Below are 23412 nucleotides of genomic sequence, written 5' to 3'. Positions count from 1 at the left end.
GTCAGCGCACCAGGCACGGCCGCTTGTTATCGAACGTCCAGCCCGGAATCATGAACTGCATCGCCACGCTGTCATTGCGCGCACCCAGGCCCATGCCTTTGTACAGTTCATGGGCGTGGGCCACGGCGTCCATGTCGATGTCCACGCCCAGGCCCGGTTTGGCCGGCACCTTGATGTGGCCGTCGACAATCTTCAGCGGAGCCTTGGTCAACCGCTGGCCGTCCTGCCAGATCCAGTGGGTGTCGATGGCCGTGATTTCCCCCGGCGCGGCGGCGGCCACCTGGGTGAACATCGCCAGGGAAATATCGAAGTGATTATTGGAGTGCGAGCCCCAGGTCAGGCCCCATTCGTGGCACATCTGCGCCACGCGCACCGAGCCCTGCATGGTCCAGAAGTGCGGGTCGGCCAGGGGAATATCCACGGACTGCAACTGGATCGCATGCCCCATTTCCCGCCAGTCGGTGGCGATCATGTTGGTGGCGGTGGGCAGCCCGGTGGCACGGCGGAATTCGGCCATGACTTCGCGCCCGGAGTAACCGTTTTCCGCGCCGCAAGGGTCTTCGGCATAGGCCAGCACATGATGCTGGTCGCGACACAGGGCGATGGCTTCTTTCAGTGACCAGGCGCCGTTGGGGTCCAGGGTGATGCGCGCATCGGGGAAGCGTTCGGCCAGTGCAGTCACCGCCTCGATTTCGTCGCCGCCGCGCAGTACGCCGCCTTTGAGCTTGAAGTCATTGAAGCCGTATTGCGCCTTGGCCGCCTCTGCCAGACGCACGATGGCTTCGGGCGTCATGGCCTGTTCATGACGTAGGCGGAACCAGTCTTCGGCATCGTCTTCACTGCGATAGGCCAGGTCGGTTTGCTGGCGATCACCGATGTAGAACAGGTAGCCGAGCATCTTCACCGCGTCGCGCTGCTGGCCTTCGCCGAGAAGGGCCGCCACCGGGACTTCGAGGAATTGGCCGAGCAAATCCAGGAGTGCCGCTTCCATCGCCGTGACGGCATGGATGGTGATGCGCAGGTCAAACGTCTGCAAACCCCGGCCCGCCGAATCCCGCGCGGCGAAGGTCTGGCGCATGGCATTGAGGATGCTCTGGTACTGGCCGATGGGCTTGCCGATCACCAGGCTGCGGGCGTCTTCCAGGGTCTCGCGGATGCGTTCGCCGCCGGGTACCTCACCGACGCCGGTACGGCCGGCGCTGTCGGTAAGGATCACGATATTGCGCGTGAAAAACGGCCCGTGGGCGCCGCTGAGGTTGAGCAGCATGCTGTCGTGGCCGGCCACCGGGATGACTTGCAGGCCGGTAACGACCGGGGCGCTGTTGGCGTGGTGCTGGTGTTCTGTGTTCATCGTGTAGTCCTTATTTGCTCAAGACGGGGGCGGGTTGCAGCACGCTGCTAGTGGTCGGGCCGGGCAGTGTCCTGGCGAAAAACACCAGGATGGCCGCAAGGATCGAAGTGCCCGCCAGGCCATACAAACCGCCCTGGATCGAGCCGGTGGTCTGTTCCAGGAAACCAAAGGTGGTGGGCGCGACAAACCCGCCGAGGTTGCCGATGGAGTTGATCAATGCGATCACCGCTGCGGCGATGCGTGCATCCAGGTAACCCTGGGGAATCGGCCAGAACAGCGAGGACGCCGACTTGAAGCCGATCGCCGCGAAGCAGATGGCGATAAAGGCAAAGATCGGCCCGCCGGTCGTGGAGAGGAACATGCCCACGGCGGCGATCAACAGTGCCGCGGCGACCCATGCTTGCTGGAACTTGAATTTGCCTGCCAGTGCCGCGAAGGCGTACATCGCGATGATCGAGATCAACCACGGGATGGAGTTGTAGAAGCCCACCTGGATGTCGCTCAGGTCGCCCATCTTTTTGATGATGCTCGGCAACCAGAAAGTGGCGGCATAGATCGTCAGTTGGATGCAGAAATACAGGGCGCAGAACAGCATGATCTGACGGTCCTTGAGCAGCTTGCCCAGGGTCGGCTTGACCGTGGTGGCGGCGTCACGCTCGCGCTGTTCGCGGTCGATCTCGCCCACCAGCGCATCCTTTTCTTCAAGGCTGAGCCACTTGGCGTCGTGGGGCTTGGAGTCCAGCCAGAACCACACGAAAAAGCACAGCAGCACCGACGCCATGCCTTCGATGATGTACATCCACTGCCAGCCATGCAGGCCCAGCCCGGTGATTTGCAGCAGCACGCCGGACAAGGGGCCGGAGATCAGCGAGGCGAGGGCCGAGCCGCTGAGGAAGATTGCAATCGCCTTGCCGCGTTCGACACCGGGCAACCAGCGGGTGAAGTAGTAGATCACCCCGGGGAAGAAGCCGGCTTCGGCCACGCCCAGCAGGAAGCGCAGGATGTAGAAGTGGGTTTCGTTCTGGATAAAGGCCATCAACGTCGCGGTGATGCCCCAGGTGAACATGATGCGGGTCAGCCAGATGCGTGCGCCGACTTTTTGCAGAAGCATGTTGGACGGCACTTCGAACAGCGCGTAGCCGATGAAAAACAACCCGGCGCCGAAGCCGTAGGCGGCCGCACCAATGCCCAGGTCGTGCTCCATATGGGTACGCACAAAGCCGATGTTGACGCGGTCGATGTAGTTGACGATGAACATGATCACGAACAGTGGGAGCACATGGCTCTTCACCTTCTTGATCGCGCGGGCCAGGACCGGGTCGGTGGCAGGCGCAGCTGTCGCAGGGCTGGAAGGGGTCACGGGTCAAACTCCCACTGATTATTGTTGTGCGGGGACGTATTTGGGTTGTCAGAGATGTCTGACAACTTGATAGACATCATACAACTGCATTTTCAGAGATGGCAACCCTTTGTAGGAGCGAGCTTGCTCGCGAAAATCTTCAATGAATACGCGGTATTCTTGAATGTTTGCGGTGCTGCAGGTTTTTTCGTGAGCAAGCTCGCTCCTACAGGTATTTGTTTGTTGTCATACAAGTTGGCTCGTCTAAGAATGCTAGTATTGCCAGGCGCCCCAGAACGGAATTCCTGATGCAAAACCCCAGCTCGGCACCTCATCGCAAGCGCTCCCCGGGCCTTGCCCACGACATCGTCACCGCGCTGACCCAGCAGATTCTCCTGGGGCAGATGGCGCCGGGTGAAAAGCTGCCGTCGGAGTCGGCCATCGTGGGCGAGTACGGCGTCAGCCGCACGGTGGTGCGCGAAGCGCTTTCCAAATTGCAGGCCGCCGGGCTGGTGGAAACCCGCCACGGTGTCGGCACCTTTGTGCTGGAGCGCGACGAGCGCCACGGCCTGCACCTGACCCACGACACCGCCGCCAGCGTGCGCGGCATTCTTGAACTGCGCATGGGCCTGGAAACCCAGGCAGCCGCCCTGGCAGCCTTGCGCCGTACCGATGAACAACTGCAGCAGATGCGCCAGGCACTGGATGATTACCAGGACTCGCTGGCCAACAACGACAGTGCCGTTGAGCCTGACGTGCGCTTCCATCGCCTGATCGCCCAGGCCACTGGCAATACCTATTTCACCGACGTGATTTATCACCTGGGCCACTCGGTAATCCCACGCACCCGGATCAATGCCGAGGAACGCGGCGACGCGGACCTGATGGAGCTGGGGCGCCTGGCGAACCTTGAGCACGAGGCGATCCTGAAAGCCATCCGCCGCCAGGACCCGGACGCGGCCCGGGCCGCCATGCTGTTGCACTTGAGCAACAGCCTGGAGCGGATGACAGGAGAGTAGGCGGGGCTATTTGCTGTCCAGGAAGTCCAGCAGCGCGGCATTGAACAGCGTCGGGTCCTGCAGGAATGCGAAGTGGCTGGTGTTCGGCAGAATCAGCAGGCCCGCTCCCGGAATGGTCGCCGCGATGTATTCGGTGTGTTCTCGCTTGATCGCCTCATCGTGGTCGCCGTCGACAATCAGGATCGGAGTCTTGATGGACGCCAGTTGCGCGTCGGTCCAGTTGGGTTGGCTGGCCCACATATGGCTGATCTGCTCGACGAAGGCGTCGTACTCTTTTGGCGTCGGCGAGTGCCTGGCGTACTCCTTGCCGGCGCGCTCGATGAAGGCGGCGAAGGTCGGATTTTTCTCTACGCCATCCTTGACCCCGGAGGTCTGGGTGTTGGCGGCAAAGGCAAACACCTTGCCGATACGGTCGGGATGGCGCAGGGCAAGATCGATACCGATGATTGCGCCGTCGCTCCAGCCGACGATATCGGCGCGGGGGATTTTCAGGCTGTCGAGTACGGCGACCACATCATCGGCCATCAAGTCGTAACCGAAGGGGTTCTCGTCCCGGGAACTGCGCCCGTGGCCACGGCTGTCGAGGCTGATGACCGTGTGTTTGGCGGCCAGCGCCTTGACCTGGTTGCCCCAGTAATCGGAATTGGACAGGCCACCGTGCAGCAGGATGACCGGCGAACCATGCCCGGTCTTGGTGTAGTAGACCTTGATGCCATTGACGGCGGCATAGCCGGTCTTGGCCCCCGTAATCGGCGCCGGGGTGGGCGGAAGGGTTTCCCAGCGTTCCGCGGCCTGAACCCCGGAGAGGGACAGCAACAGGCAGGCAGCTGCCAATAAGCGACGTGACATGGCGATTCCTTTTTTGTGAGCAGGTTGAGGTCATCCGGCCAGATGTGCGCTCGACTCTAGCACCGTGCCTACCTTGGGAAACACGCATTTTTTCCTATCAAAAACGCCCTTTGGAAAGAGAAAAATACAGTTATATCAATGGAATAAATTTGTCTTTTGCAGCGGGTGGGCTAAGGGTTTCAACTGATGGTTTTTTCGGTCATTCCCGGCAGGGGCATTTTCTTCAATACCGCGATCCGTCCTCCCCTTAAGGTTCAGCTCATACCCGCACAACAAAAAGGAATTGCAATGAGCTTGATCATTTCCATGGCCGCTTTCGCTTTGGCCACCTCCATCACGCCGGGACCGGTGAATGTGGTGGCCATCAGTTCGGGGGCGCGCTTTGGGTTTGCCGCCAGTCAAAAGCACGTGGCTGGAGCCGCGTTGGGATTCACCTTGCTGCTGGTGCTGATTGGCCTGGGGCTGCATGAGGTGCTGGTGCGCTGGCCGCTGCTGACCCAACTGATTCAATGGGGCGGGGTGGCGTTCCTGTTGTACATGGCCTGGAAGCTGGCAGTGGACGATGGGCGCCTGGACGCTGAAGGCACGGCCGCGGCACCGTCGATGCTCTATGGGGCGATCATGCAATGGCTCAACCCCAAGGCCTGGCTGGCGTGTGTGGCAGGCATGGGGCTGTTTGTCGCCGATGGCGATGCGCAGCAAGTCTGGCTGTTTGCGACGATCTACCTGGTGATTTGCTACTTGTCGGTGGCGTGCTGGGCGTACGCCGGGACGTTCCTGCGCCGCTACCTGAGCAATCCCCAGGGCATGCGCCTGTTCAATCGCTCGATGGCCGCCTTGTTGGTGGCCAGCGTGGGGTATCTGCTGCTGGCCTGATTCAGCCGCGATATTGCCCGGGCGTCGCCGCCAGGTGCTGTTTGAACGTGCGCTGGAAATGCGCCTGATCAGAAAAGCCGGCCGCCAGTGCGACGTCGGCGATCAACTGGCCGCTGCGCAACTGGGTGCGGGCAAACTGAATACGGCGATTGACCAGGAATGCGTGGGGCGTCATGCCGTAATACTGCTTGAACGCACGAATCAGGTACGACGGCGACAGTTCAGCCGCCTGGCAAATGTCTTCGAGCTTCAGGGCCTCGGTGCAATGTTCGCGGATATAGTCGGCGGCCCGCTCCAGCTTGTGATTGACCTCGCGCACCGGGGTCTCCGACGGGTTGAGGCGTTGTTGCACCTCGGTGAAAAAACTCACCACCGCACTCTGCTTGTGCAGGTGTTCGGCGTGGTTGTCCACCAGCACCTCATACAGCTCGTTCAGCCCGCGGTACAGCGCGACATCCGTGGTGTGGGTGGCGGTGAACGGACGAAAGTCCTGGTCGTTGCTGAAACCCAACTGGTGCTGCAGGTCGGTCAGCCAGGCCGTATCGATATACAGCATGTGATAGGACCAGGGCAGATCATCAATGGGGTTGCAGGCGTGGACATCCCCGGGATTCATCAAGACCACGGTGCCGGTGCTGATCTTGAAGGTCGATGCCCCATGGATGTACAGGCTCTGCCCGCCCGTGATCGCGCCGATGGAAAAGTGCTCGTGGGCGTGGCGGGTGTAGCAGACCTTCCGCCCGTCGGCGATGGTGCGAGCCTCAATGAACGGCAGGCGTTCGTCGCGCCAGAAGGACGGGGCAGTCGGTTCGAGGGGCGATCGCATCACTACAAGTCTCACCGGGAAACAATGCAGTGAATGATTACACAGAAACCGGCCTGCAACGTTTCATTTCATGGTTTCGGGTTCCATTCTGCGCAGGAAACCGATCCGCGGATCTACGCCGTTGATGGCGTCTGCCAGGGAAAGGGGTTGGTTCGCCGCCGCTCGCGCCTCATCGGCGCCTACCAGCAAGTGCTGGTCAATCACGATGCTGGCAATGGCCAGGCTGCGTGGCGAGGTGAAGGTGTTGGGTACCACAGGGCCCGGCCCATAGACGGCAGGCAGCTCGGCAAAACGTTGGGCAATGACCGTCGCGTGTTGCTGCCCGTTGGGAATGGTGCCGCGCGCGTACGCTGACCAATCGATCGGCAGCGGGCTGCCTTGGGTATTGCCGGTGCGCAGGGCCTGTTCGAATATTTGCAGGGTCAGGCCCGGTAATGGGGCAACCTTCAGTTGCTTTGGGAGAAATTCGTAGAAGCGCTTGTCGCCGGCGTACCTGCACAACACCAGCACCCCGAATCTCCCGATGCCCGATGTCTGCCCGCCAGCACTGGTGCGTGACGTTTGCAGGCGATGGAATTCCAGGCTGCCATATTCCATGCCTTTACGGCTAAGCAGGGGCAGTTGTGACATCCAATACACGATCGACTGTAGCAGCGCGGCGCGCACCGCCGTGTAGCGCTTCTCGAACTCGGCCGCGAAAGTGGAATGGATTGACCCCAACTCATCGAACCGTGACGCCATGCTGGCGAAATCAACGTCCTTGAGGGTCGAGCGCCATTGCGTTGTGCCTTTGGTCAGCTTGCCTGCCATGTGCAACTGAACCAGGGAAACGGCGGTATTGGCGGCGATATCCGGCTCCGAGCGGTTACCAGGCCTGGCCTGCCATTGTATGACCATTCGCTCCAGATCGGTGCTACCGGCAAACACCCGCTGAAGATCCTGCAAGGCTATCTCATACAGGCTGGTATGCCCGTTCTTCTTCAACTCGGAACTGATCTGCAACTGGTTGAGCTGCTCGTTCAACGCGGCAATGGCGCGATTCTTCTGCGTGGTACTGTGCCCATCAACGTTTTTGGCCAGTACTCCGTTGGCCACGGCCCAGTCGACGATCGGCAGACTGCCTCGGCGAACCCGGCGGGAGGGCATGATGAAGTAGATCACCGCCATGAAGTCGGTGAAGCGCATGGCCCGTGATGCACCCGGTGTTTCAGCTTCGATCAGGTCCACGTATTGCTTGAAATGTACCCAGGTATGGGAACTCATGTACGACACCTCATCAGGGATGTCCCGCACCAGGAATTCCGGGGCGATGCCCGCCAGCAACAGGTGCGCGGCCATGGGTACGGCGCTGGTGCGCAGGACCTTGAACTGGACCATGGCTTCTACGGCGTTACGGACTTCATGGAAGGTCAGGCCCCAGTTGTAGGAATCGGTCAGGTCATAGCCGGCGACAGTGGCCCGCTGCTTACCAGCATTCGCGTCCAGGCTGAGAATCAGTGCGGCAAACAACAGTGCGTTTCTGCTGGCACGGGTGTTTGCAGCGCTGGCGTGTTCACCGTACCAGCCCACGGTTTCCGATAGCCGCGCGGCCAGTGCCTGGGCCGGGGGCGATGCCAATAGTTGGTGCAGCAGCAGATCAGCCTCGGCGCGCACCTGGTCACGGTTTTTTTCGCCGACGATTGTTTCGCTCAGGTAGTCGAACAGTTTTACGTCCTGGTTGGGCAGGAAGGCGGCGACGGTCTGCAGCACCTGTTTGCGTTGCGCCGCCAGCAGTGGCATCACCTGCAATGCCCGCCAGTAGTTGCCGTGGCGTGGCTGTTTGGTTGTCGGGATGCGCAGGATGCGTGCCGTGGCATGGGCTTCGTCACGGGTAGCCGGTAGCGCCATCTGGTAGAGGTTGAGTAACTGGCGCAAGCTGACCTGGCCATTGGTGCTGATGCGCCCGCCGGATTGGCGGGCCAGTTCCAACAGGGGTTCGGCCATCGAGGTCAGGCTTGAAAGCGGTGTGTCCGCACGGGTGAGTACCTTGGGCGCATCGTCCAGCGCGTAACCACTGAGTTCGCCGTCCGCGTTCAGTACATACACCCGGGCAAGGTTGAATTGGCGGGTGGCGCTCACGCGTTGAAAGGCCGATTCCTGGCGCAAACCTGCGAGCAGTTGCGCCCCTTTGTCCACCAGCATGGCAAAGGGCGAGTCAGCCGCCAGGTTGAACGTCATGTCCAGGGTGCTAGTGAGCTGCGTATCGAGGGTGATCGACTTGAGTGCTGCTTGCATGGTGTAACGGTCATTGAGGACTGCGATATGGCGCATGTGTTTGCTGACGGCCACCAACGAGTGGGCGGCCGAGCTGACATAGGGAAACGTCGCTGCGCTGGTGGCGCGCAGTTGTTCCACCAGGACCTGAACGTCCCCTGCACTGGCAGGACGGGGTAGCCGATACACCGTCATCAGCGCGGCCAGGCTGAGGCTGGCGTCCGGCAATATGTCGGTATGGGCGAGATTGGCCAGGCGCTCCAGCTCATCCCATTGCTGATTCAGCGCTGAGTTGTTGGAGCGATCCAGAGGTGAGGTATTGGCCTCGCGGCCGTCGGTCACGGCGATCACTACTTTTTGGTCGACGGAATAGCGGTAAGTGGGGGCAGCGCCTTGACTGGCAGGGTTGAGGCTCGCGAACTCTTCGCCCTGCGTCACGGCGTAAAGCAGCTGTGCCGCGTACTTTAAGGTGCTCGACAACATTGAGTCCGAGTCCAGCGTGCATCGTTGCAGGTAGAGCTGCAGCCAATCGAAAGGCGGGCTGCCGTTTGTACTTTGTTCCAGGAGCGTCTGCAGCGCATCGGCCAGTTGTTGGTAATCCCGCTGCTCTTCGGTCAAGCGCTTGCGCAGGGTGGATTTGAGCCGCCCGCTTTCATCGACACCGGGCAGCGTGTCGAGGGTATGGATCTCTTCGAGAATCACCTGAGCCTGCAAATGATTGGTCGGTACCGGGTAGCCATAGAAGGGCAATACCAGGTTCAGAGGCAGTGTCCTCGAATGAGGTTCGACGAGGTTTTCCATGAATGGCAAGCCGGCGTTGACCGTATCGATAATCTGCACCACCTCCAGGATCGGATTCGCGACGCGCCACCAATCAGAGTCTTTGTCCAGGGTGAAGGTGTACGGTGTTTTGACCGTGCCTTCCAGGATCGTGGCCTGCAGATCGCCGCCCCGAAACACCAGGCTCGCCAGTTCCAGGTCATGGCGTGAGGCCCACTCACGGAAGGCCGGGCGGCCGATGGCGTCACAGAAGAGCCGCACCCAGCGACCGAGCATGGTATTTTCCGGCACGCTGATCAAGATGGGTTCGGTTGCCGGGGTGGTGCCTTGGGCAACCAGTCTGATCAAACCGGCGATCAGTTCGGCGATCAGCACTTGATCGTCCTTGAGGCGCAATGCCTGGTGCTTGATCAGGTCCAGGGCGGAGGGAGAAATATTCTTCAACAGGTGGGACAGAAAGGGTAAGTCATCCATGGCGTTCAGGCTCTGTGCAAGGTCGCCCACGTGCTATGGGCGACCGGAGCCTGCATCGTCGGATGGGCCGGGCCAGAACAAAAGACGTACCTTCCTGATGGGATGTAGCCCGAGTCGACTGCCGTTGCGGGCGCTACGGCAGTCTGGCGTTTGGGCTCAAAAATCCCAGCGGGTCGCCAATTGCAGGCTGCGCGGCTCGCCGTAGAAACCGGTACCGAAGTTGCCCAGGCCGGTGTAGTACTTTTTGTCGAACAGGTTCTTCACGTTCAGCGTGGTGCTCAAGTGCTCGTTGAAGCGGTAGCGCGCCATGACGTCCACCAGGAAGTAGCTGTCCTGGATAATGCGTGAGTTGTGGCCGAAATTCACCGAGTCGTTGGGATCGGGCTGGAACACATTGCCGAAGAACTCGCTCTGCCAATTCACGCCGCCACCCACGGTCAGGTTCTCCAGGGCGCCGGGCAGGCGATAGGTGTTGAACAACCGCACCACTTGCTGGGGCGTGGTGGTTTGCAGCACAGAGCCGTAGACGTAATCGCCGTTGGCGTCACGGCTGTGCTGGTAGGTGTAGCCCGCCGAGACGTTCCAGCCGTCCAGCACTTCACCGGCCAGTTCGACTTCAAAGCCCTTGGTGGTGGCGCCGGCAATCGGGCGATACACCGAGTCGGTCTCAAACCCGGAAACGTACTGCGCAACGTTGTCCTGTTCGATGCGGAATGCGGCGAAGCTGGCGTTCAGGCGGCCGTCGAAGAAAGCGGCCTTGAGCCCGGCTTCGTAGGTGTCGCCTTCAATCGGATCAAGCAACTTGCGGTCGGCGTCCTTGCTGTTTTGCGGTTTGTAGATCTTGGTGTAGCTGGTGTACACCGACCAGATGTCATTCAGGTCGTAGACGATACCGGCATAGGGCGTGACGACGCCGGTCTGGCGGTAGGTGAAACGGTTGTCGGCCTTGGTCGGGTCGTAGAAGTCGGTGTTGTCGGTGCCGCTGAAGTTGCTGACGCGGGTGCCAAGGATCACCGACAGGTCATCGGTGGGTTTCAAGCGCGTGGCCAGGTACGCGCCGGTCTGGCGTTGCACGATGTCGTTCTGGCCGCTGCGGGGAATGTCAGGCTTCGGGTATTCGCCGCGCCAGTCGTAAATGCTGCCGCCCACGGGCGGGTAGATCGAGCCGTACACCGGCACGTCCTGCTTCGAGCGGGTGGCCATGAAGCCCATGATCAATTCATGCTCGCGCCCGAACAGGCTGAAGGGGCCATTGAGGTTGATGTCCAGGGTGTTTTGCACCTGGTCACCCTTGTATTTGCCCATGAACATGTACATCCCGTCGCCCGTGACCGGGTCCGGGTTGCCGCCGCTGGCGGAGGCGAGCAGGGTATCGTGCTGGCTGCGCTTGCGGTCAAGGCTGACTTTCAGCGACCAGTCGTTCGCGAGCTTTTGTTCCACCGAGGCAAACAGGGTCTGGTTCTGGAAGTCGCGACGGCTCCAGTCGGCGGCCGGGTTGAAGGACCGCGAGAAGTCGGTGCGTGAACCGTTGCTGAAGTACATCGGGAAGCCGGTCCAGCTGGCGCCACGGGAGCGGGTGTCCTGCTGGTCGATGCCGAAGGTCAGCAGGGTGTCCGGCGTCAGGTCGGCTTCGAGGATGCCGTAGGCGATATCCTTGGTGTTCTGGTAGTGGTCCAGGTACGACTGGCGATCCTGATACACGCCGACGAAGCGCCCGCGCACGTTGCCGGAGTCGGTCAAAGGCCCGGAAATATCGCCTTCGGTGCGGTAGTTGTCCCACGAGCCGAAGGTCTGCGTGACCGACGCCTTGAAGTCCCGGGTGGGCTTTTTGCGAATCAGGTTGACCGTGGCCGAAGGATCGCCGGAGCCGGACATCAGGCCGGCTGAGCCCTTGATGATTTCCAGGCGGTCATACACCGCCATGTCGGTGCTGGTGGTGCCGTAGTCATACACGCCGTCGTAGGTGGAGTTGACCCCGTCGTACTGGAAATTGGTGATCGGCAGGCCGCGGCTGGAAAACTCCCAGCGCTCGCTGTCGTAGTTCTGCACGCTCACACCGGGCGCACGGCGCAGGGTGTCGGCGATGCTGGTGGAGCCCTGGTCGTCCATTTGCTGGCGGGTGATCACTGTTACCGACTGCGGCGTCTCGCGCATCGACAACGCCAGGCCGGTGGCCGAGGCCATGGCGCCGGTGGTGTAGGAGTGCGTGTCTTCGGTGGTGGCGCCCAGGCCTTCGCCGGAGATGGTGGTGGCGCCCAGTTCCAGGGCGCCGGTGTTGGCCGGGACCAACTCCAGCACGTAGCCGTTGTTGCCCTGGGGCACGGCCTGCAAGCCGCTGCCTTGCAACAGCCGTTGCAAACCGCTGGCCGGGGTGTAGCTGCCGTTGAGGCCCGGGCTGGTTTTGCCGCTGGCCAGGCTGTTGTGGCCGGCGAAAAAGATCCCGGACTGCTCGGCGAAGCTGTTCAGCACGTTGACCAACGAACCCGCGGCGATGGTGTAGTGGCGGGCCGCTTCCTGAGTCGACGGTGACTCGGCGGCTTGCGCGTCGAGCGCGCCCAGGCACAACAAGGTAGCAGTAACGGCCAGCGCCAGCGGGCGCAAAGTGAAGCGAACGGGTTGCGACATGAACATTCCCTTTGGATCAAATCGATCGGCGAATTGAAAGCATCTGCAGGGTTTACCGAACGAGTTTTGGAAAAGGGAACTGACGGCTGATAGTTTTTATGCGCCTGGGTGTTTGGGCCTGACCGTGACCCACCACGGCATGAGCGTGTCGACCTGAATCGGCAGCGCGGCCTGTAGCAGGCGCAGTGCGTGGTCGCTGTCTTTGAGGGGGAACGAACCCATTACCGGCAATTGCGCCACGGCTGGATCACAACCCAGGTGGCCGGGGCGAAAACGATTGAGTTCGGCGACCAGTTGGCCAAGCGGCAGGTTGTCGGCCAGCAGTACGCCACGGCTCCAGGCCTCACGGGTGGCGGATGCGGGTGAATGGAGATTGAACCCATCGCGGGTGAAGGCCACTTGTTGCCCGGACTCGATGATTCGTTGTTGCTGGCTGGCGGCGGTGCGCACTTCGACCCGACCTTCAAACACATTGAGCACGGTGCTGTCGCCGTCCTGCAACACGCTGAAGCGGGTGCCCAGGGCGCGCAGGCGGCCCTGTTGGGTCTCCACCAGGAACGGGCGGTTCGGGTCCTTGGCGGTCTCGATCAGCACTTCGCCGAAACGCAGGTGCAGCAAGCGCTGGACCCGGTCAAAACGTACATCCAGGGCGCTCAAGGCGTTCAACCACAGGCGACTGCCATCGTCCAGCAGCGCTTCGCGGGTTTCACCGCCGGCGGTTGCGTAATCCGCACTCCAGCCTCCCACCAACCGGGGCAGGGCGGTGTTGCGCCAGGTGCCCCAGGCCAACGTTGAACCGGCACACAGCACCAGCAGGGTCTTGAGCGTCTGGCGCCGAGAGCTGCGCAACGCACGGCTGGCGCTGTGGGATTGCTCGGCCAACGGCGCAAAGCGTTGGCTGACCCGTTCTACATAGCCCCAGGCGGCCTGGTGTTCCGGACTTTGCCCGAGCCATGCCTGCCAGTGCTGGGCAGCCTCTGGCTGATCCTGCAGGCGTACGTACCATTGGGCCGCTTGCTCAAGGCTGGCATGGCTGAGCTTTCCGGGGCTGTTCACTCCACGAGCATCCCGTCCAGTTCGGCTTCCAGCACCGCACAATGCAGCAGCGCCTGGGCCAGGTATTTTTTCACCATCCGTTCGCCTACCCCGAGCTGTTCGCCGATCAGCTTGTAGGGCAGGCCGTGCAACTGCGCCAGCAGGAATGCCTCGCGGACTTTGTGGGGCAGCCGCGCGAGCATGGCGTCCACTTCGTACAGGGTTTCGACAATGATTGCCCGCTGCTCCGGCGACGGTTGCAGGGCTTGGGGCCGGTCCGCGAGGCTTTGCAGCCACGCTTGTTCCAGTTGGCGCCGGCGCCAGTGATCAATGCACAACCCCCGGGCGATGGTGGCCAGGTAGGAGCGCTCCCGCGTCTCATCGGCGTCGGCCGGCGGGCGCTTGAGTACCCGGATGAAGGTGTCATGGGCCAGGTCCGCCGCATCCCAGCGATTGCTCAGGCGCCGGCGCAGCAGCCCCAGCAGCCAGGAATGGTGATTGCCGTAGAGGTCGCTGAACGAGGTGGACGGGGTCGACACAGTATCCATGTGGCGCAGAAGCCTTGGCGTAAATAAGAATTGGTCGCGATTAAACCAAAGGGCCGGGCACTGCGCAAATGATATTGGTTTGCTTTTGCGGCGTTGTCAGAGCCCACGCTTTTCGGCAATCCATGCGGTGGCCAGGTCGATAAAGGCGCGCAGTTTCGGTTGGCTCTGGGTTCGGGCGGGGAAATACAGGTACAGCCCGCTGCTTGGCGGTACGAAAGATTGCAACACGGGCTCCAGTGCGCCTGAAGCCAGGTCCTCCATGACCTCGAAATCACTCACGTACGCCAGGCCCTGGCCGGCCCGCGCGGCGGCGATCATCAGGTTGCGGTCATTGACGATCAACCCGCCTTGAACGCCGACCGTAAATTCCCGGCCCGCCCGCTCGAATTCCCAGCGGTGTGCCATGCCCGAGGTCAGGAAGCGATAACCGATGGTTTGATGGGCCGTGAGCGCTTCCGGCGTCGTCGGCTTGCCGGCCTTGGCAAAATAGGCGGGAGAGCCCACCACCGACCAGTTCAGGTCCGGGGTCAGGCGCACGGCAACCATGTCTTTGTCGATGGATTCCCCCAGGCGAATACCGGCGTCGAAGCCCTCGGTCACCAGGTCCACCGTGGCATCGTCGAGGGAAATATCCAGTACCACATCGGGAAAGGCCTCGCGAAAACGCGGGATCAACGGCTCGATCAGCAACTTGCCCGACAACCTTGGCACCGTCAGCCGCAGGGTGCCCATGGGCCGGTCGCGGTAGCCACTGAGGGCCGCCAGCGCTTCGTCAATCTCCCCGGCGGCGGGGCGCAGGCGGCTGTAAAGCGTCATGCCGGCCTCGGTCAACGCTACCCGGCGCGTGGTGCGCTGGAACAGCACCACACCCGTGCGCTTCTCCAGGGTTTTCACCGCATGGCTGACCGCCGTCGGTGTTACGCCGAGGCGTGCAGCGGCCTGGGTGAAGCTCTTCAGTTCGGCCACGGCGAGAAATTCGGTCAAGCCATTGAAGGGATCAAGGTTCATCGGTCAGCCATTATGAAATTCTGTTTCAGAGTGCTTGTAGCACGAGACGGTTTTTCAGGCTAATGCCTCAGCGTACCGTGGCTTCACATTCACTCCATCAGGTACGGATCATGACAACGGCACATTCCTTCAAGCGTGTTTGGCTGGTAACCGGGGCTTCCCGGGGCATCGGCGCGAAAATCGTCGCGGCAGCACTGGCCCACGGTGATGCGGTGGTGGCCACGGCCCGCAACGCCCATACCGTCACCGAACGCTTCGGTGAGCAACCCGGGCTGCTGGCGGTGCAACTGGACGTGACCGACGAATCCCAGGCTGCCGACGTTGCCCGTGCCGCCATTGAGCACTTCGGGCGCATTGATGTGTTGGTCAACAATGCCGGTTTTGGCCTGCTGGGCGCGGTGGAGGAGGCGTCTGCCGATGAGGTTCGCCGCTTGTATGAAACCAACGTGTTCGGGCTGCTCAATGTCACCCGCGGTGTATTGCCGTTCATGCGCCAGGCGCGCAGCGGGCACGTGATCAATATTTCGTCGGTGGGCGGCTTCCGTTCGGGTGCGGGGTTCGGCACGTACTGCTCGACCAAGTTTGCCGTTGAAGGGTTGAGCGAGGCGCTGCACGCAGAGTTGGCACCCTTGGGCGTCAAGGTGACGGTGGTGGAGCCGGGTTATTTCCGTACCGACTTCCTGGATGGCAACTCCCTGGTGGAGTCACCCTTGATCATCGACGACTACGCCGCCACGTCCGGCGAGGTGCGCAAGCTGGCCAAGGTCTACAACCAGCAGCAACCGGGTAACCCGGAGCTGCTGGCAGTGGCCATGATCAAGCTGGTGGAAGCGCCGCATCCGCCGATGCGCCTGGCCCTGGGCACCGATACGTTGCAGGCGATTGAGGACAAGCTGGCTTACGTCAAGGAAGAGACCGCCGCCTGGCGTGAACTGTCGGCCTCAACCGATTTCTGACACCCAATGGCGTAGCAGCTGTCGAGCCGCAGCCTCGCTGGGGCTCGACAGCTGCTACGGTGGTTCTACTGCTAGGGGCCGGGCACCAAAAACGCCGCCTCCAGCAGCTGCCGGGTGTAGGCATGCTGGGGGTTGGCGAAGATCGCGGGTGCATCTCCCTGTTCAACCGCCTGCCCGTGTTTTACCACCATCAGTTGGTGACTCAAGGCCTTGACCACCGCCAGGTCGTGGCTGATGAACAGGTAGGTCAGGTTGTACTTGGCCTGCAGGTTGCGCAGCAGTTCCACCACCTGGCGCTGCACGGTACGGTCGAGGGCCGAGGTCGGCTCATCCAGCAAAATCAGCCGGGGCTTGAGCACCAGTGCGCGGGCAATAGCGATGCGCTGGCGTTGGCCGCCGGAGAATTCGTGGGGGTAGCGATTGCGGGTTTCCGGGTCCAGGCCCACTTCCTTCAGCGCGGCGATAATCGCCGCTTCCTGCTCGGCGGCAGTGCCCATCTTGTGGATACGCAGGCCTTCGCCAACGATCTCGCTCACACACATGCGCGGGCTCAGGCTGCCAAACGGATCCTGGAACACCACCTGCATTTCCCGGCGCAGCGGGCGCACCTGTTGCTGGCTGAGCTTGTCCATCTGATGGCCTTCGAAGCGAATGCCGCCCTTGCTCGCAATCAGCCGCAAAATTGCCAGGCCCAGGGTGGATTTGCCCGAGCCGCTTTCACCGACGATGCCCAGCGTCTGGCCCTGGGGCAGGCTGAAGTTGATGCCATCCACCGCCTTGACGTAATCGACGGTATTGCGCAGGAAGCCTTTCTTGATCGGGAACCAGACCTTCAGGTCATCGACTTCCAGCAACGGCGGGCCGACTTCATTGGTGGCGGGGCCGCCGCTGGGTTCCGCTGCCAGCAGCTCCTGGGTGTAAGGGTGCTGCGGCGCCTGGAACAGGCTTTCGCATTCGGCCTGCTCGACGATGCAGCCTTTTTGCATCACGCATACCCGGTGGGCAATGCGCCTTACCAGGTTCAAGTCGTGGCTGATCAACAGCAACGCCATGCCCAGGCGCGCCTGCAATTCCTTGAGCAGCTCCAGGATCTTCAGCTGCACGGTGACGTCGAGTGCCGTGGTCGGTTCGTCCGCAATCAGCAACTCCGGCTCATTCGCCAGGGCCATGGCGATCATCACCCGCTGGCGTTGGCCGCCGGACAGCTCATGGGGCAGGGCCTTGAGGCGTTTGTGGGGCTCGGGGATGCCCACCAGTTCCAGCAACTCCAGGGTGCGTTTGGTGGCCACCTTGCCGGTAAGCCCCTTGTGCAGGCCGAGCACTTCGTTGATCTGCTTCTCGATGGAGTGCAGCGGGTTCAACGAGGTCATCGGCTCCTGGAAAATCATCGCAATCCGGTTGCCGCGGATATGCCGGATGGTCTTTTCTTTCAGGGTCAGCAAATCGTGGTTGGCGTACTGGATCGTCCCCGACGGGTGACGCGCCAGCGGGTAGGGCAACAGGCGCAGGATCGAGTGCGCCGTGACCGACTTGCCCGAGCCGCTTTCGCCCACCAATGCCAGGGTTTCGCCGCGCTTGATATCGAAGCTGACGTTGTTCACCACACGCTGGTGGGTGTTGCCTACGACGAACTCGACGGAGAGGTCGCGGACTTCGATCAGATTGTCCTGATTCATCTCATTTCCTCGGGTCGAAGGCATCGCGAGCGGACTCGCCGATAAACACCAGCAGACTCAACATGATCGCCAGCACGGCAAACGCACTCATGCCCAGCCACGGCGCCTGCAGGTTGGATTTGCCCTGGGCCACCAGTTCACCCAGGGACGGCGAGCCGGCCGGCAGGCCGAAACCCAGGAAGTCCAGCGCGGTGAGGGTGCCGATGGCGCCGGTCAGGATGAACGGCATGAAGGTCATGGTGGAGACCATGGCGTTGGGCAGGATATGGCGGAACATGATCGCGCCGTTCTGCATCCCCAGCGCCCGCGCCGCCCGCACATATTCCAGGTTACGCCCGCGCAGGAACTCGGCGCGCACCACGTCAACCAGGCTCATCCAGGAAAACAGCAGCATGATCCCCAGCAGCCACCAGAAGTTGGGTTGCACGAAGCTGGCGAGGATGATCAACAGGTACAGCACCGGCAAGCCGGACCAGATTTCCAGGAAACGCTGGCCGGCCAGGTCGACCCAACCACCGTAGAAGCCCTGCAACGCGCCGGCGATCACGCCGATGATCGAGCTGAGCACGGTGAGCGTCAGCGCAAACAGCACGGAAATCCTGAAGCCGTAGATCACCCGCGCCAGCACATCGCGGCCCTGGTCATCGGTGCCCAGCAGGTTGTCCCGTGACGGCGGGGCCGGTGCCGGAACTTTCAGGTCGTAGTTGATGCTCTGGTAGCTGTACGGAATCGGCGCCCACAAGGTCCAGGCATTCTTGGCCTTGAGCAGCTCCTGGATATACGGGCTCTTGTAGTTGGCTTCCAGCGGGAATTCGCCGCCGAAGGTGGTCTCGGGGTAGCGCTTGAGCGCCGGGAAGTACCAGTCGCCGTCGTAGTGCACCGCCAGCGGCTTGTCGTTGGCGATCAGCTCGGCGCCCAGGCTCAGGCCGAACAGGATCAAAAACAGCCACAGCGACCACCAGCCACGCTTGTTGGCCTTGAAACGCTCGAACCGGCGACGATTGAGGGGGGATAGATTCATCTCAATGCTCCCGGCTGGCGAAGTCGATGCGCGGATCGACCAGGGTGTAGGTGAGGTCGCCGATCAGCTTCACCACCAATCCCAGCAGGGTGAAGATAAACAGGGTACCGAACACCACCGGGTAGTCGCGGTTGATCGCCGCTTCAAAGCTCATCAGGCCCAGGCCGTCGAGGGAGAAGATCACTTCCACCAGTAACGAGCCGGTAAAGAAGATGCCGATAAAGGCCGACGGGAAGCCGGCAATCACCAGCAGCATCGCGTTGCGAAACACATGGCCGTACAGCACGCGGTGGTTGGTCAGGCCCTTGGCCTTGGCGGTGACCACGTACTGCTTGTTGATCTCGTCGAGGAAGCTGTTTTTGGTGAGCAGGGTCATGGTGGCGAAGTTGCCGATCACCAGGGCGGTCACCGGCAGGGCAAGGTGCCAGAAGTAATCGAGGATCTTGCCGCCCCAGCTCAATTCATCAAAGTTGTTGGACGTGAGTCCGCGTAACGGAAACCAGTCGAAGTAACTGCCGCCGGCGAACACCACGATCAGCAGGATCGCAAACAGGAACGCCGGGATCGCGTAGCCGACGATGATCGCCGAGCTGGTCCACACGTCGAAGTGGCTACCGTGCCGCGTAGCCTTGGCGATCCCCAGGGGGATCGACACCAGGTACATGATCAGGGTGCTCCATAATCCGAGGGAGATGGACACCGGCATCTTTTCCTTGATCAGGTCGATGACCTTCGCATCGCGAAAGAAGCTGTCGCCAAAATCCAGCCGGGCGTAGTTCTTGACCATGATCCACAAGCGTTCCGGCGCCGACTTGTCGAAGCCGTACATCTTCTCGATTTCCTTCACCAGCGCCGGGTCCAGGCCCTGGGCGCCGCGGTAGCTGGAACCGGCCACCGAGACTTCGGCGCCGCCCCCGGCAATCCGGCTGGTGGCGCCTTCAAAGCCTTCGAGCTTGGCGATCATCTGCTCCACCGGGCCACCCGGGGCGGCCTGGATGATCACAAAGTTGATCAGCAAAATGCCGAACAGGGTCGGGATGATCAGCAGCAGTCGACGAAAAATATAGGCCAGCATCTCAGTCGCCCCCGCTCGCCGGATCGGCGCTCTGGTTGGTGTCCACGGTTATCGCAGGTTTCACGTCGGGTTTGCTCCACCAGGTGGCGGTGCCGACGTCATACCGTGGCGAGACCTTCGGATGGCCGAGGTGGTCCCAATACGCCACGCGGAAGGTCTTGATGTGCCAGTTGGGGATCACGTAGTAGCCGAACTGCAGCACGCGGTCCAGGGCCTTGGCGTGGGCCACCAGGCTCTTGCGCGAGTCGGAGTCGATGAGTTCTTCCACCAACTGGTCGATGGCCGGGTCTTTCAGGCCGATGTAGTTGCGGCTGCCGGGCTTGTCGGCGCTGGATGACTTCCAGTACTCGCGCTGCTCGTTGCCCGGCGATGAGGATTGCGGGAAGCTGCCCACCACCATGTCGAAGTCCCGCGAACGGATGCGGTTGATGTACTGCGAGATGTCGACCCGGCGAATCACCAGGTCGATCCCCAGGTCTGCCAGGTTGCGCTTGAACGGCAACAGGATGCGTTCGAACTCGGTCTGTGCCAGCAGGAACTCGATGGTCACCGGCTTGCCGGTGGTGTCGACCATCTTGTCGTCGACGATCTTCCAGCCGGCCTCTTGCAGCAGTTGATAGGCCTCGCGCTGCTGGGTGCGGATCATGCCGCTGGCGTCGGTCTTCGATGGCTCGAAGGCTTCGGTAAACACCTGGGGCGGGATCTTGTCCCGCAGCGGTTCAAGAATCGCCAGCTCATCCGGGCCGGGCAGGCCGGTGGCGGCCATCTCGGAGTTTTCGAAATAGCTGCGGCTGCGGGTGTAGGCGCCGTTGAACAGTTGCTTGTTGCTCCATTCAAAGTCCAGCAACAGGCTGATGGCCTTGCGCACTCGCACGTCCTGGAACATCGGCTTGCGGGTGTTGAACACGAAGCCCTGCATGCCGGTGGGGTTGCCGTTGGGGATTTCTTCCTTGATCAGGCGGCCCTGGGTGACGGCGGGGGTGTTGTAGGCATTGGCCCAGTTTTTCGCGCTGATTTCCAGCCAGTAATCGAACTGCCCGGCCTTGAGGGCTTCGAGGGCCACGGTGTTGTCGCGGTAGTAATCGGTGACCCGGTAATCGAAGTTGTAGAAGCCCTTGTTGATCGGCAGGTCCTTGGCCCAGTAGTCCTTGACCCGCTCGTAGCGGATCGAACGCCCGGCCTTGACCTCGGCCACCTTGTACGGGCCGCTGCCCAGCGGAATCTCCAGGTTGCCCTTGGAGAAGTCGCGGCCCTCCCAGTAATGCTTGGGCAACACTGTCAGTTGCCCAAGGATCAGCGGCAGTTCGCGGTTGTTGGTGCGCTTGAACTTGAACAGCACCCGCAGCGGGTCTTCGGCGATCACTTCGTCGACATCGGCGTAGTAGGTCTTGAAGATCGGCGAGCCGTCCTTCATCAGCGTCTGGAAGCTGAACACCACGTCTTCGGCACGGATCGGGTGGCCGTCGTGGAAGCGCGCTTCGGGGCGGATGTGGAAGCGCACCCAGCTGTTGTCCGGGGCCTTTTCGATCTTGCCGGCCACCAGCCCGTATTCGGTGATGGGTTCGTCCAGGCTTTGCTGGGCGAGGGTGTCGTAGATCAGGCCGATATCATCTGCCGGCACGCCCTTGCTGATGAATGGGTTGAGGCTGTCGAAGCTGCCCATGCTGGATACGCGGAAGGTACCACCCTTGGGGGCATCCGGATTTACGTAGTCGACGTGTTTGAAATCGGCGGGGTACTTGGGCGGTTCGTTGTAGAGGGTCAGGGCATGTTGCGGGGCCGCATTGGCCGCGGCGCAAAACAGCAGGCTGCCAAGGATCGCAGTACGCAAAGGTATCATTGGGCTTTCTCCGAAGCTTTCAGCCACCATGCGCTCAGGCCCAGGCTGTAGGGCGGCGTGGTGACGAAGGCGAACCGGTTGCGGTACGCCAGGCGATGATAGTTGAGGTACCAGTTGGGAATACTGTAGTGCTGCCACAGCAGGACGCGGTCCAGCGCCCGGCCTGCGGCCAACTGTTCTTCACGGGTTTGCGCCGCCAGCAGTTGGTCCAGCAGGTGGTCGACCACCGGGTTGGCGATGCCTGCGTAATTCTTGCTGCCCTTGATCCCCGCCTGGCTGGAGTGGAAATACTGCCACTGCTCAAGGCCGGGGCTGAGGGTCTGGTTGAGGGTCATCAGAATCATGTCGAAGTCGAACTGATCGAGGCGTTGTTTGTACTGTGCGCGGTCTACCGTGCGCAAGCGGGCATCGACCCCGATGCTTGTCAGATTCTCGACATAGGGCTGCAGGATGCGCTCCAGGTTCGGGTTCACCAGCAGAATCTCCAGCCTCAGCGGCTGCCCGTCACTGTTGAGCAAGCGTTGCCCGGACAGCTTCCAGCCGGCGTCCGCCAACAATGCGAGGGCGCGGCGCATCGTGTCGCGAGGAATGCCGCGACCGTCGGTCTGGGGCAGGCTGAAGGGCTGGGTAAACAGGTTGGCCGGCAGTTGGTCGCGATAGGGCGACAGCATCAGCCACTCATGGCCGGTCGGCACGCCGGTAGCGGAGAATTCGCTGTTGGGGTAATAGCTGAGGCTGCGTTTATAGGCGCCGCTGAACAGGGTGCGGTTGGTCCACTCGAAATCGAACATCAGCCCCAACGCTTCGCGGACCTTGGCCTGGCTGAAGGCCGGGCGCCGGCTGTTCATGAACAGGCCCTGGCTCTGGGTCGGTATCTGGTGGGCGATCTGCGCCTTGATCACATCGCCGCGGTTGACCGCCGGGAAGTTGTAGCCATTGGCCCAGTTTTTCGCCTGGTGCTCGATATAGATATCGAACTCGCCGGCCTTGAACGCTTCGAAGGCCACGTCGCTGTCTCGGTAGAACTCCACCTCGACCTTGTCGTAGTTATACAAACCACGGTTGACCGCCAGGTCCTTGCCCCAGTAATCCTTGACCCGCTCGAACACCAGTTGTCGCCCGGGGCTGACCTTGCTGATGCGGTAAGGCCCGCTGCCCAGCGGCGGTTCGAACGTGGTGGCCTTGAAGTCGCGGTTTTTCCAGTAATGCTGGGGCAATACCGGTAGCTCGCCCAGGCGCAGGATCAGCAACGGGTTGCCGGCGCGCTTGAACACAAAACGAATGCGATGCCGGTTAAGAATGTCGACCCGGGCCACTTCCTGCAGGTTGGTGCGGTACTGCGGGTGACCTTCGGTCAGCAGCGTGCGATAGGAAAACGCCACGTCGTAGGCGGTGATCGGCTTGCCATCGTGAAACCGCGCTTCAGGGCGCAGGTTGAACACTACCCAGCTGCGGTCCTCGCTGTATTCCACCGATTGGGCAATCAGGCCGTAGCTGGAGGTGGGTTCATCGCCGGAAGGGGCATATTGGCCGGTGCCGACCATCAACGGCTCATTGAGCTCGTTAACCCCATATTGCAGGAAATTGGCGGTGGAAACCGGGCTGGAACCCTTGAAGGTGTACGGGTTGAGGGTGTCGAACGTGCCAAACGCCATGACCCGCAAGGTGCCGCCCTTGGGCGCTGCGGGGTTTACCCAGTCGAAGTGGGTGAATTTGGCCGGGTACTTGAGCGTGCCGAACTGCGCATAACCGTGGCTCTCGGTAATGGTCGCGTTCGCGGAAAAGCTCAAGGCCAGACTTATTAGTAGAAGGAGGGGACGCTTCAAGTCAGGGATCCGATCCAGGCGGCTTGGGCTTTATG

17 protein-coding genes are annotated in these 23412 nt (G+C 61.6%); 3 read left to right on the top strand and 14 right to left on the bottom strand.

Features of this window, described 5'->3' with window-relative positions; all coding sequences use genetic code 11:
* Position 1: 1 nt before the first annotated feature.
* Positions 2-1351, bottom strand: coding sequence for a glucarate dehydratase (gene gudD / locus HX814_RS12465; RefSeq protein WP_003207434.1), 1350 nt, complete (start codon positions 1349-1351; stop codon positions 2-4).
* A gap of 10 nt (positions 1352-1361) precedes the next feature.
* Positions 1362-2711, bottom strand: coding sequence for an MFS transporter (locus HX814_RS12460; protein WP_008435222.1), 1350 nt, complete (start codon positions 2709-2711; stop codon positions 1362-1364).
* A gap of 287 nt (positions 2712-2998) precedes the next feature.
* Between HX814_RS12460 and HX814_RS12455 the strand changes: the two genes are divergently transcribed.
* On the top strand, positions 2999-3709 hold the full coding sequence (locus HX814_RS12455; protein WP_008435219.1) for a FadR/GntR family transcriptional regulator: 711 nt from the start codon (positions 2999-3001) through the stop codon (positions 3707-3709).
* Positions 3710-3715: 6 nt separating this feature from the next.
* Here HX814_RS12455 and HX814_RS12450 read toward each other — a convergent pair whose 3' ends face one another.
* On the bottom strand, positions 3716-4558 hold the full coding sequence (locus HX814_RS12450) for an alpha/beta fold hydrolase (RefSeq protein WP_177008581.1): 843 nt from the start codon (positions 4556-4558) through the stop codon (positions 3716-3718).
* A gap of 288 nt (positions 4559-4846) precedes the next feature.
* Here HX814_RS12450 and HX814_RS12445 point away from each other — a divergent pair, with 288 nt between their 5' ends.
* A complete protein-coding gene (locus HX814_RS12445; protein ID WP_003207442.1) occupies positions 4847-5434 on the top strand; it encodes a LysE family translocator in 588 nt (195 codons plus the stop codon).
* A gap of 1 nt (position 5435) precedes the next feature.
* Here HX814_RS12445 and HX814_RS12440 read toward each other — a convergent pair whose 3' ends face one another.
* The 6 genes from HX814_RS12440 to HX814_RS12415 form a co-directional block, all read right to left on the bottom strand.
* A complete protein-coding gene (locus tag HX814_RS12440) occupies positions 5436-6260 on the bottom strand; it encodes an AraC family transcriptional regulator (RefSeq protein ID WP_177008698.1) in 825 nt (274 codons plus the stop codon).
* A 63-nt stretch (positions 6261-6323) separates the two neighbouring features.
* A complete protein-coding gene (locus HX814_RS12435) occupies positions 6324-9767 on the bottom strand; it encodes a hypothetical protein (RefSeq protein ID WP_177008580.1) in 3444 nt (1147 codons plus the stop codon).
* Positions 9768-9923: 156 nt separating this feature from the next.
* Complete coding sequence (locus tag HX814_RS12430) at positions 9924-12392, bottom strand: TonB-dependent siderophore receptor (protein ID WP_371318520.1); 2469 nt, start codon at positions 12390-12392, stop codon at positions 9924-9926.
* Between the two features lie 96 nt (positions 12393-12488).
* Positions 12489-13448, bottom strand: coding sequence for a FecR domain-containing protein (locus HX814_RS12425; protein ID WP_177008578.1), 960 nt, complete (start codon positions 13446-13448; stop codon positions 12489-12491).
* Positions 13445-13975 carry a sigma-70 family RNA polymerase sigma factor gene (locus HX814_RS12420; protein WP_177008577.1) on the bottom strand — a complete coding sequence of 177 codons (531 nt, stop codon included), beginning with the start codon at positions 13973-13975 and terminating at the stop codon, positions 13445-13447. Before HX814_RS12420 ends, HX814_RS12425 begins: the two co-directional genes overlap by 4 nt.
* Before the next feature lie 96 nt (positions 13976-14071).
* Positions 14072-14983: a LysR family transcriptional regulator gene (locus tag HX814_RS12415; protein WP_177008576.1), complete on the bottom strand. Its 912-nt coding sequence runs from the start codon at positions 14981-14983 to the stop codon at positions 14072-14074.
* 110 nt (positions 14984-15093) lie between these two features.
* Between HX814_RS12415 and HX814_RS12410 the strand changes: the two genes are divergently transcribed.
* Positions 15094-15939, top strand: coding sequence for an oxidoreductase (locus HX814_RS12410; protein ID WP_008435212.1), 846 nt, complete (start codon positions 15094-15096; stop codon positions 15937-15939).
* A gap of 71 nt (positions 15940-16010) precedes the next feature.
* Here the strand turns inward: HX814_RS12410 and HX814_RS12405 are convergent, their stop codons facing one another.
* From HX814_RS12405 to HX814_RS12385, 5 genes are read right to left on the bottom strand one after another with little or no spacing between them, the layout of a single operon-like run.
* A complete protein-coding gene (locus HX814_RS12405) occupies positions 16011-17615 on the bottom strand; it encodes an ABC transporter ATP-binding protein (RefSeq protein WP_177008575.1) in 1605 nt (534 codons plus the stop codon).
* Between the two features lies 1 nt (position 17616).
* Positions 17617-18636 (bottom strand): ABC transporter permease, encoded by a 1020-nt coding sequence (locus HX814_RS12400; protein WP_003207460.1) that lies wholly within the window; start codon positions 18634-18636, stop codon positions 17617-17619.
* A gap of 1 nt (position 18637) precedes the next feature.
* Positions 18638-19711, bottom strand: a complete 1074-nt coding sequence (locus HX814_RS12395; protein WP_177008574.1) for a microcin C ABC transporter permease YejB — start codon at positions 19709-19711, stop codon at positions 18638-18640.
* Between the two features lies 1 nt (position 19712).
* Positions 19713-21551, bottom strand: a complete 1839-nt coding sequence (locus tag HX814_RS12390; RefSeq protein WP_177008573.1) for an extracellular solute-binding protein — start codon at positions 21549-21551, stop codon at positions 19713-19715.
* The gene (locus tag HX814_RS12385) at positions 21548-23377 is read right to left on the bottom strand and encodes an extracellular solute-binding protein (RefSeq protein ID WP_008435204.1); all 1830 of its coding nucleotides are present in this window, start codon (positions 23375-23377) and stop codon (positions 21548-21550) included. The genes HX814_RS12390 and HX814_RS12385 overlap by 4 nt, the downstream gene beginning before the upstream one ends.
* Positions 23378-23412: the final 35 nt, after the last annotated feature.

The organism is Pseudomonas sp. C8002, assembly GCF_013385765.1.
In the GTDB taxonomy this organism is placed as follows: Bacteria; Pseudomonadota; Gammaproteobacteria; order Pseudomonadales; family Pseudomonadaceae; genus Aquipseudomonas.
This window is presented reverse-complemented; position numbering and strand designations above follow the sequence as displayed.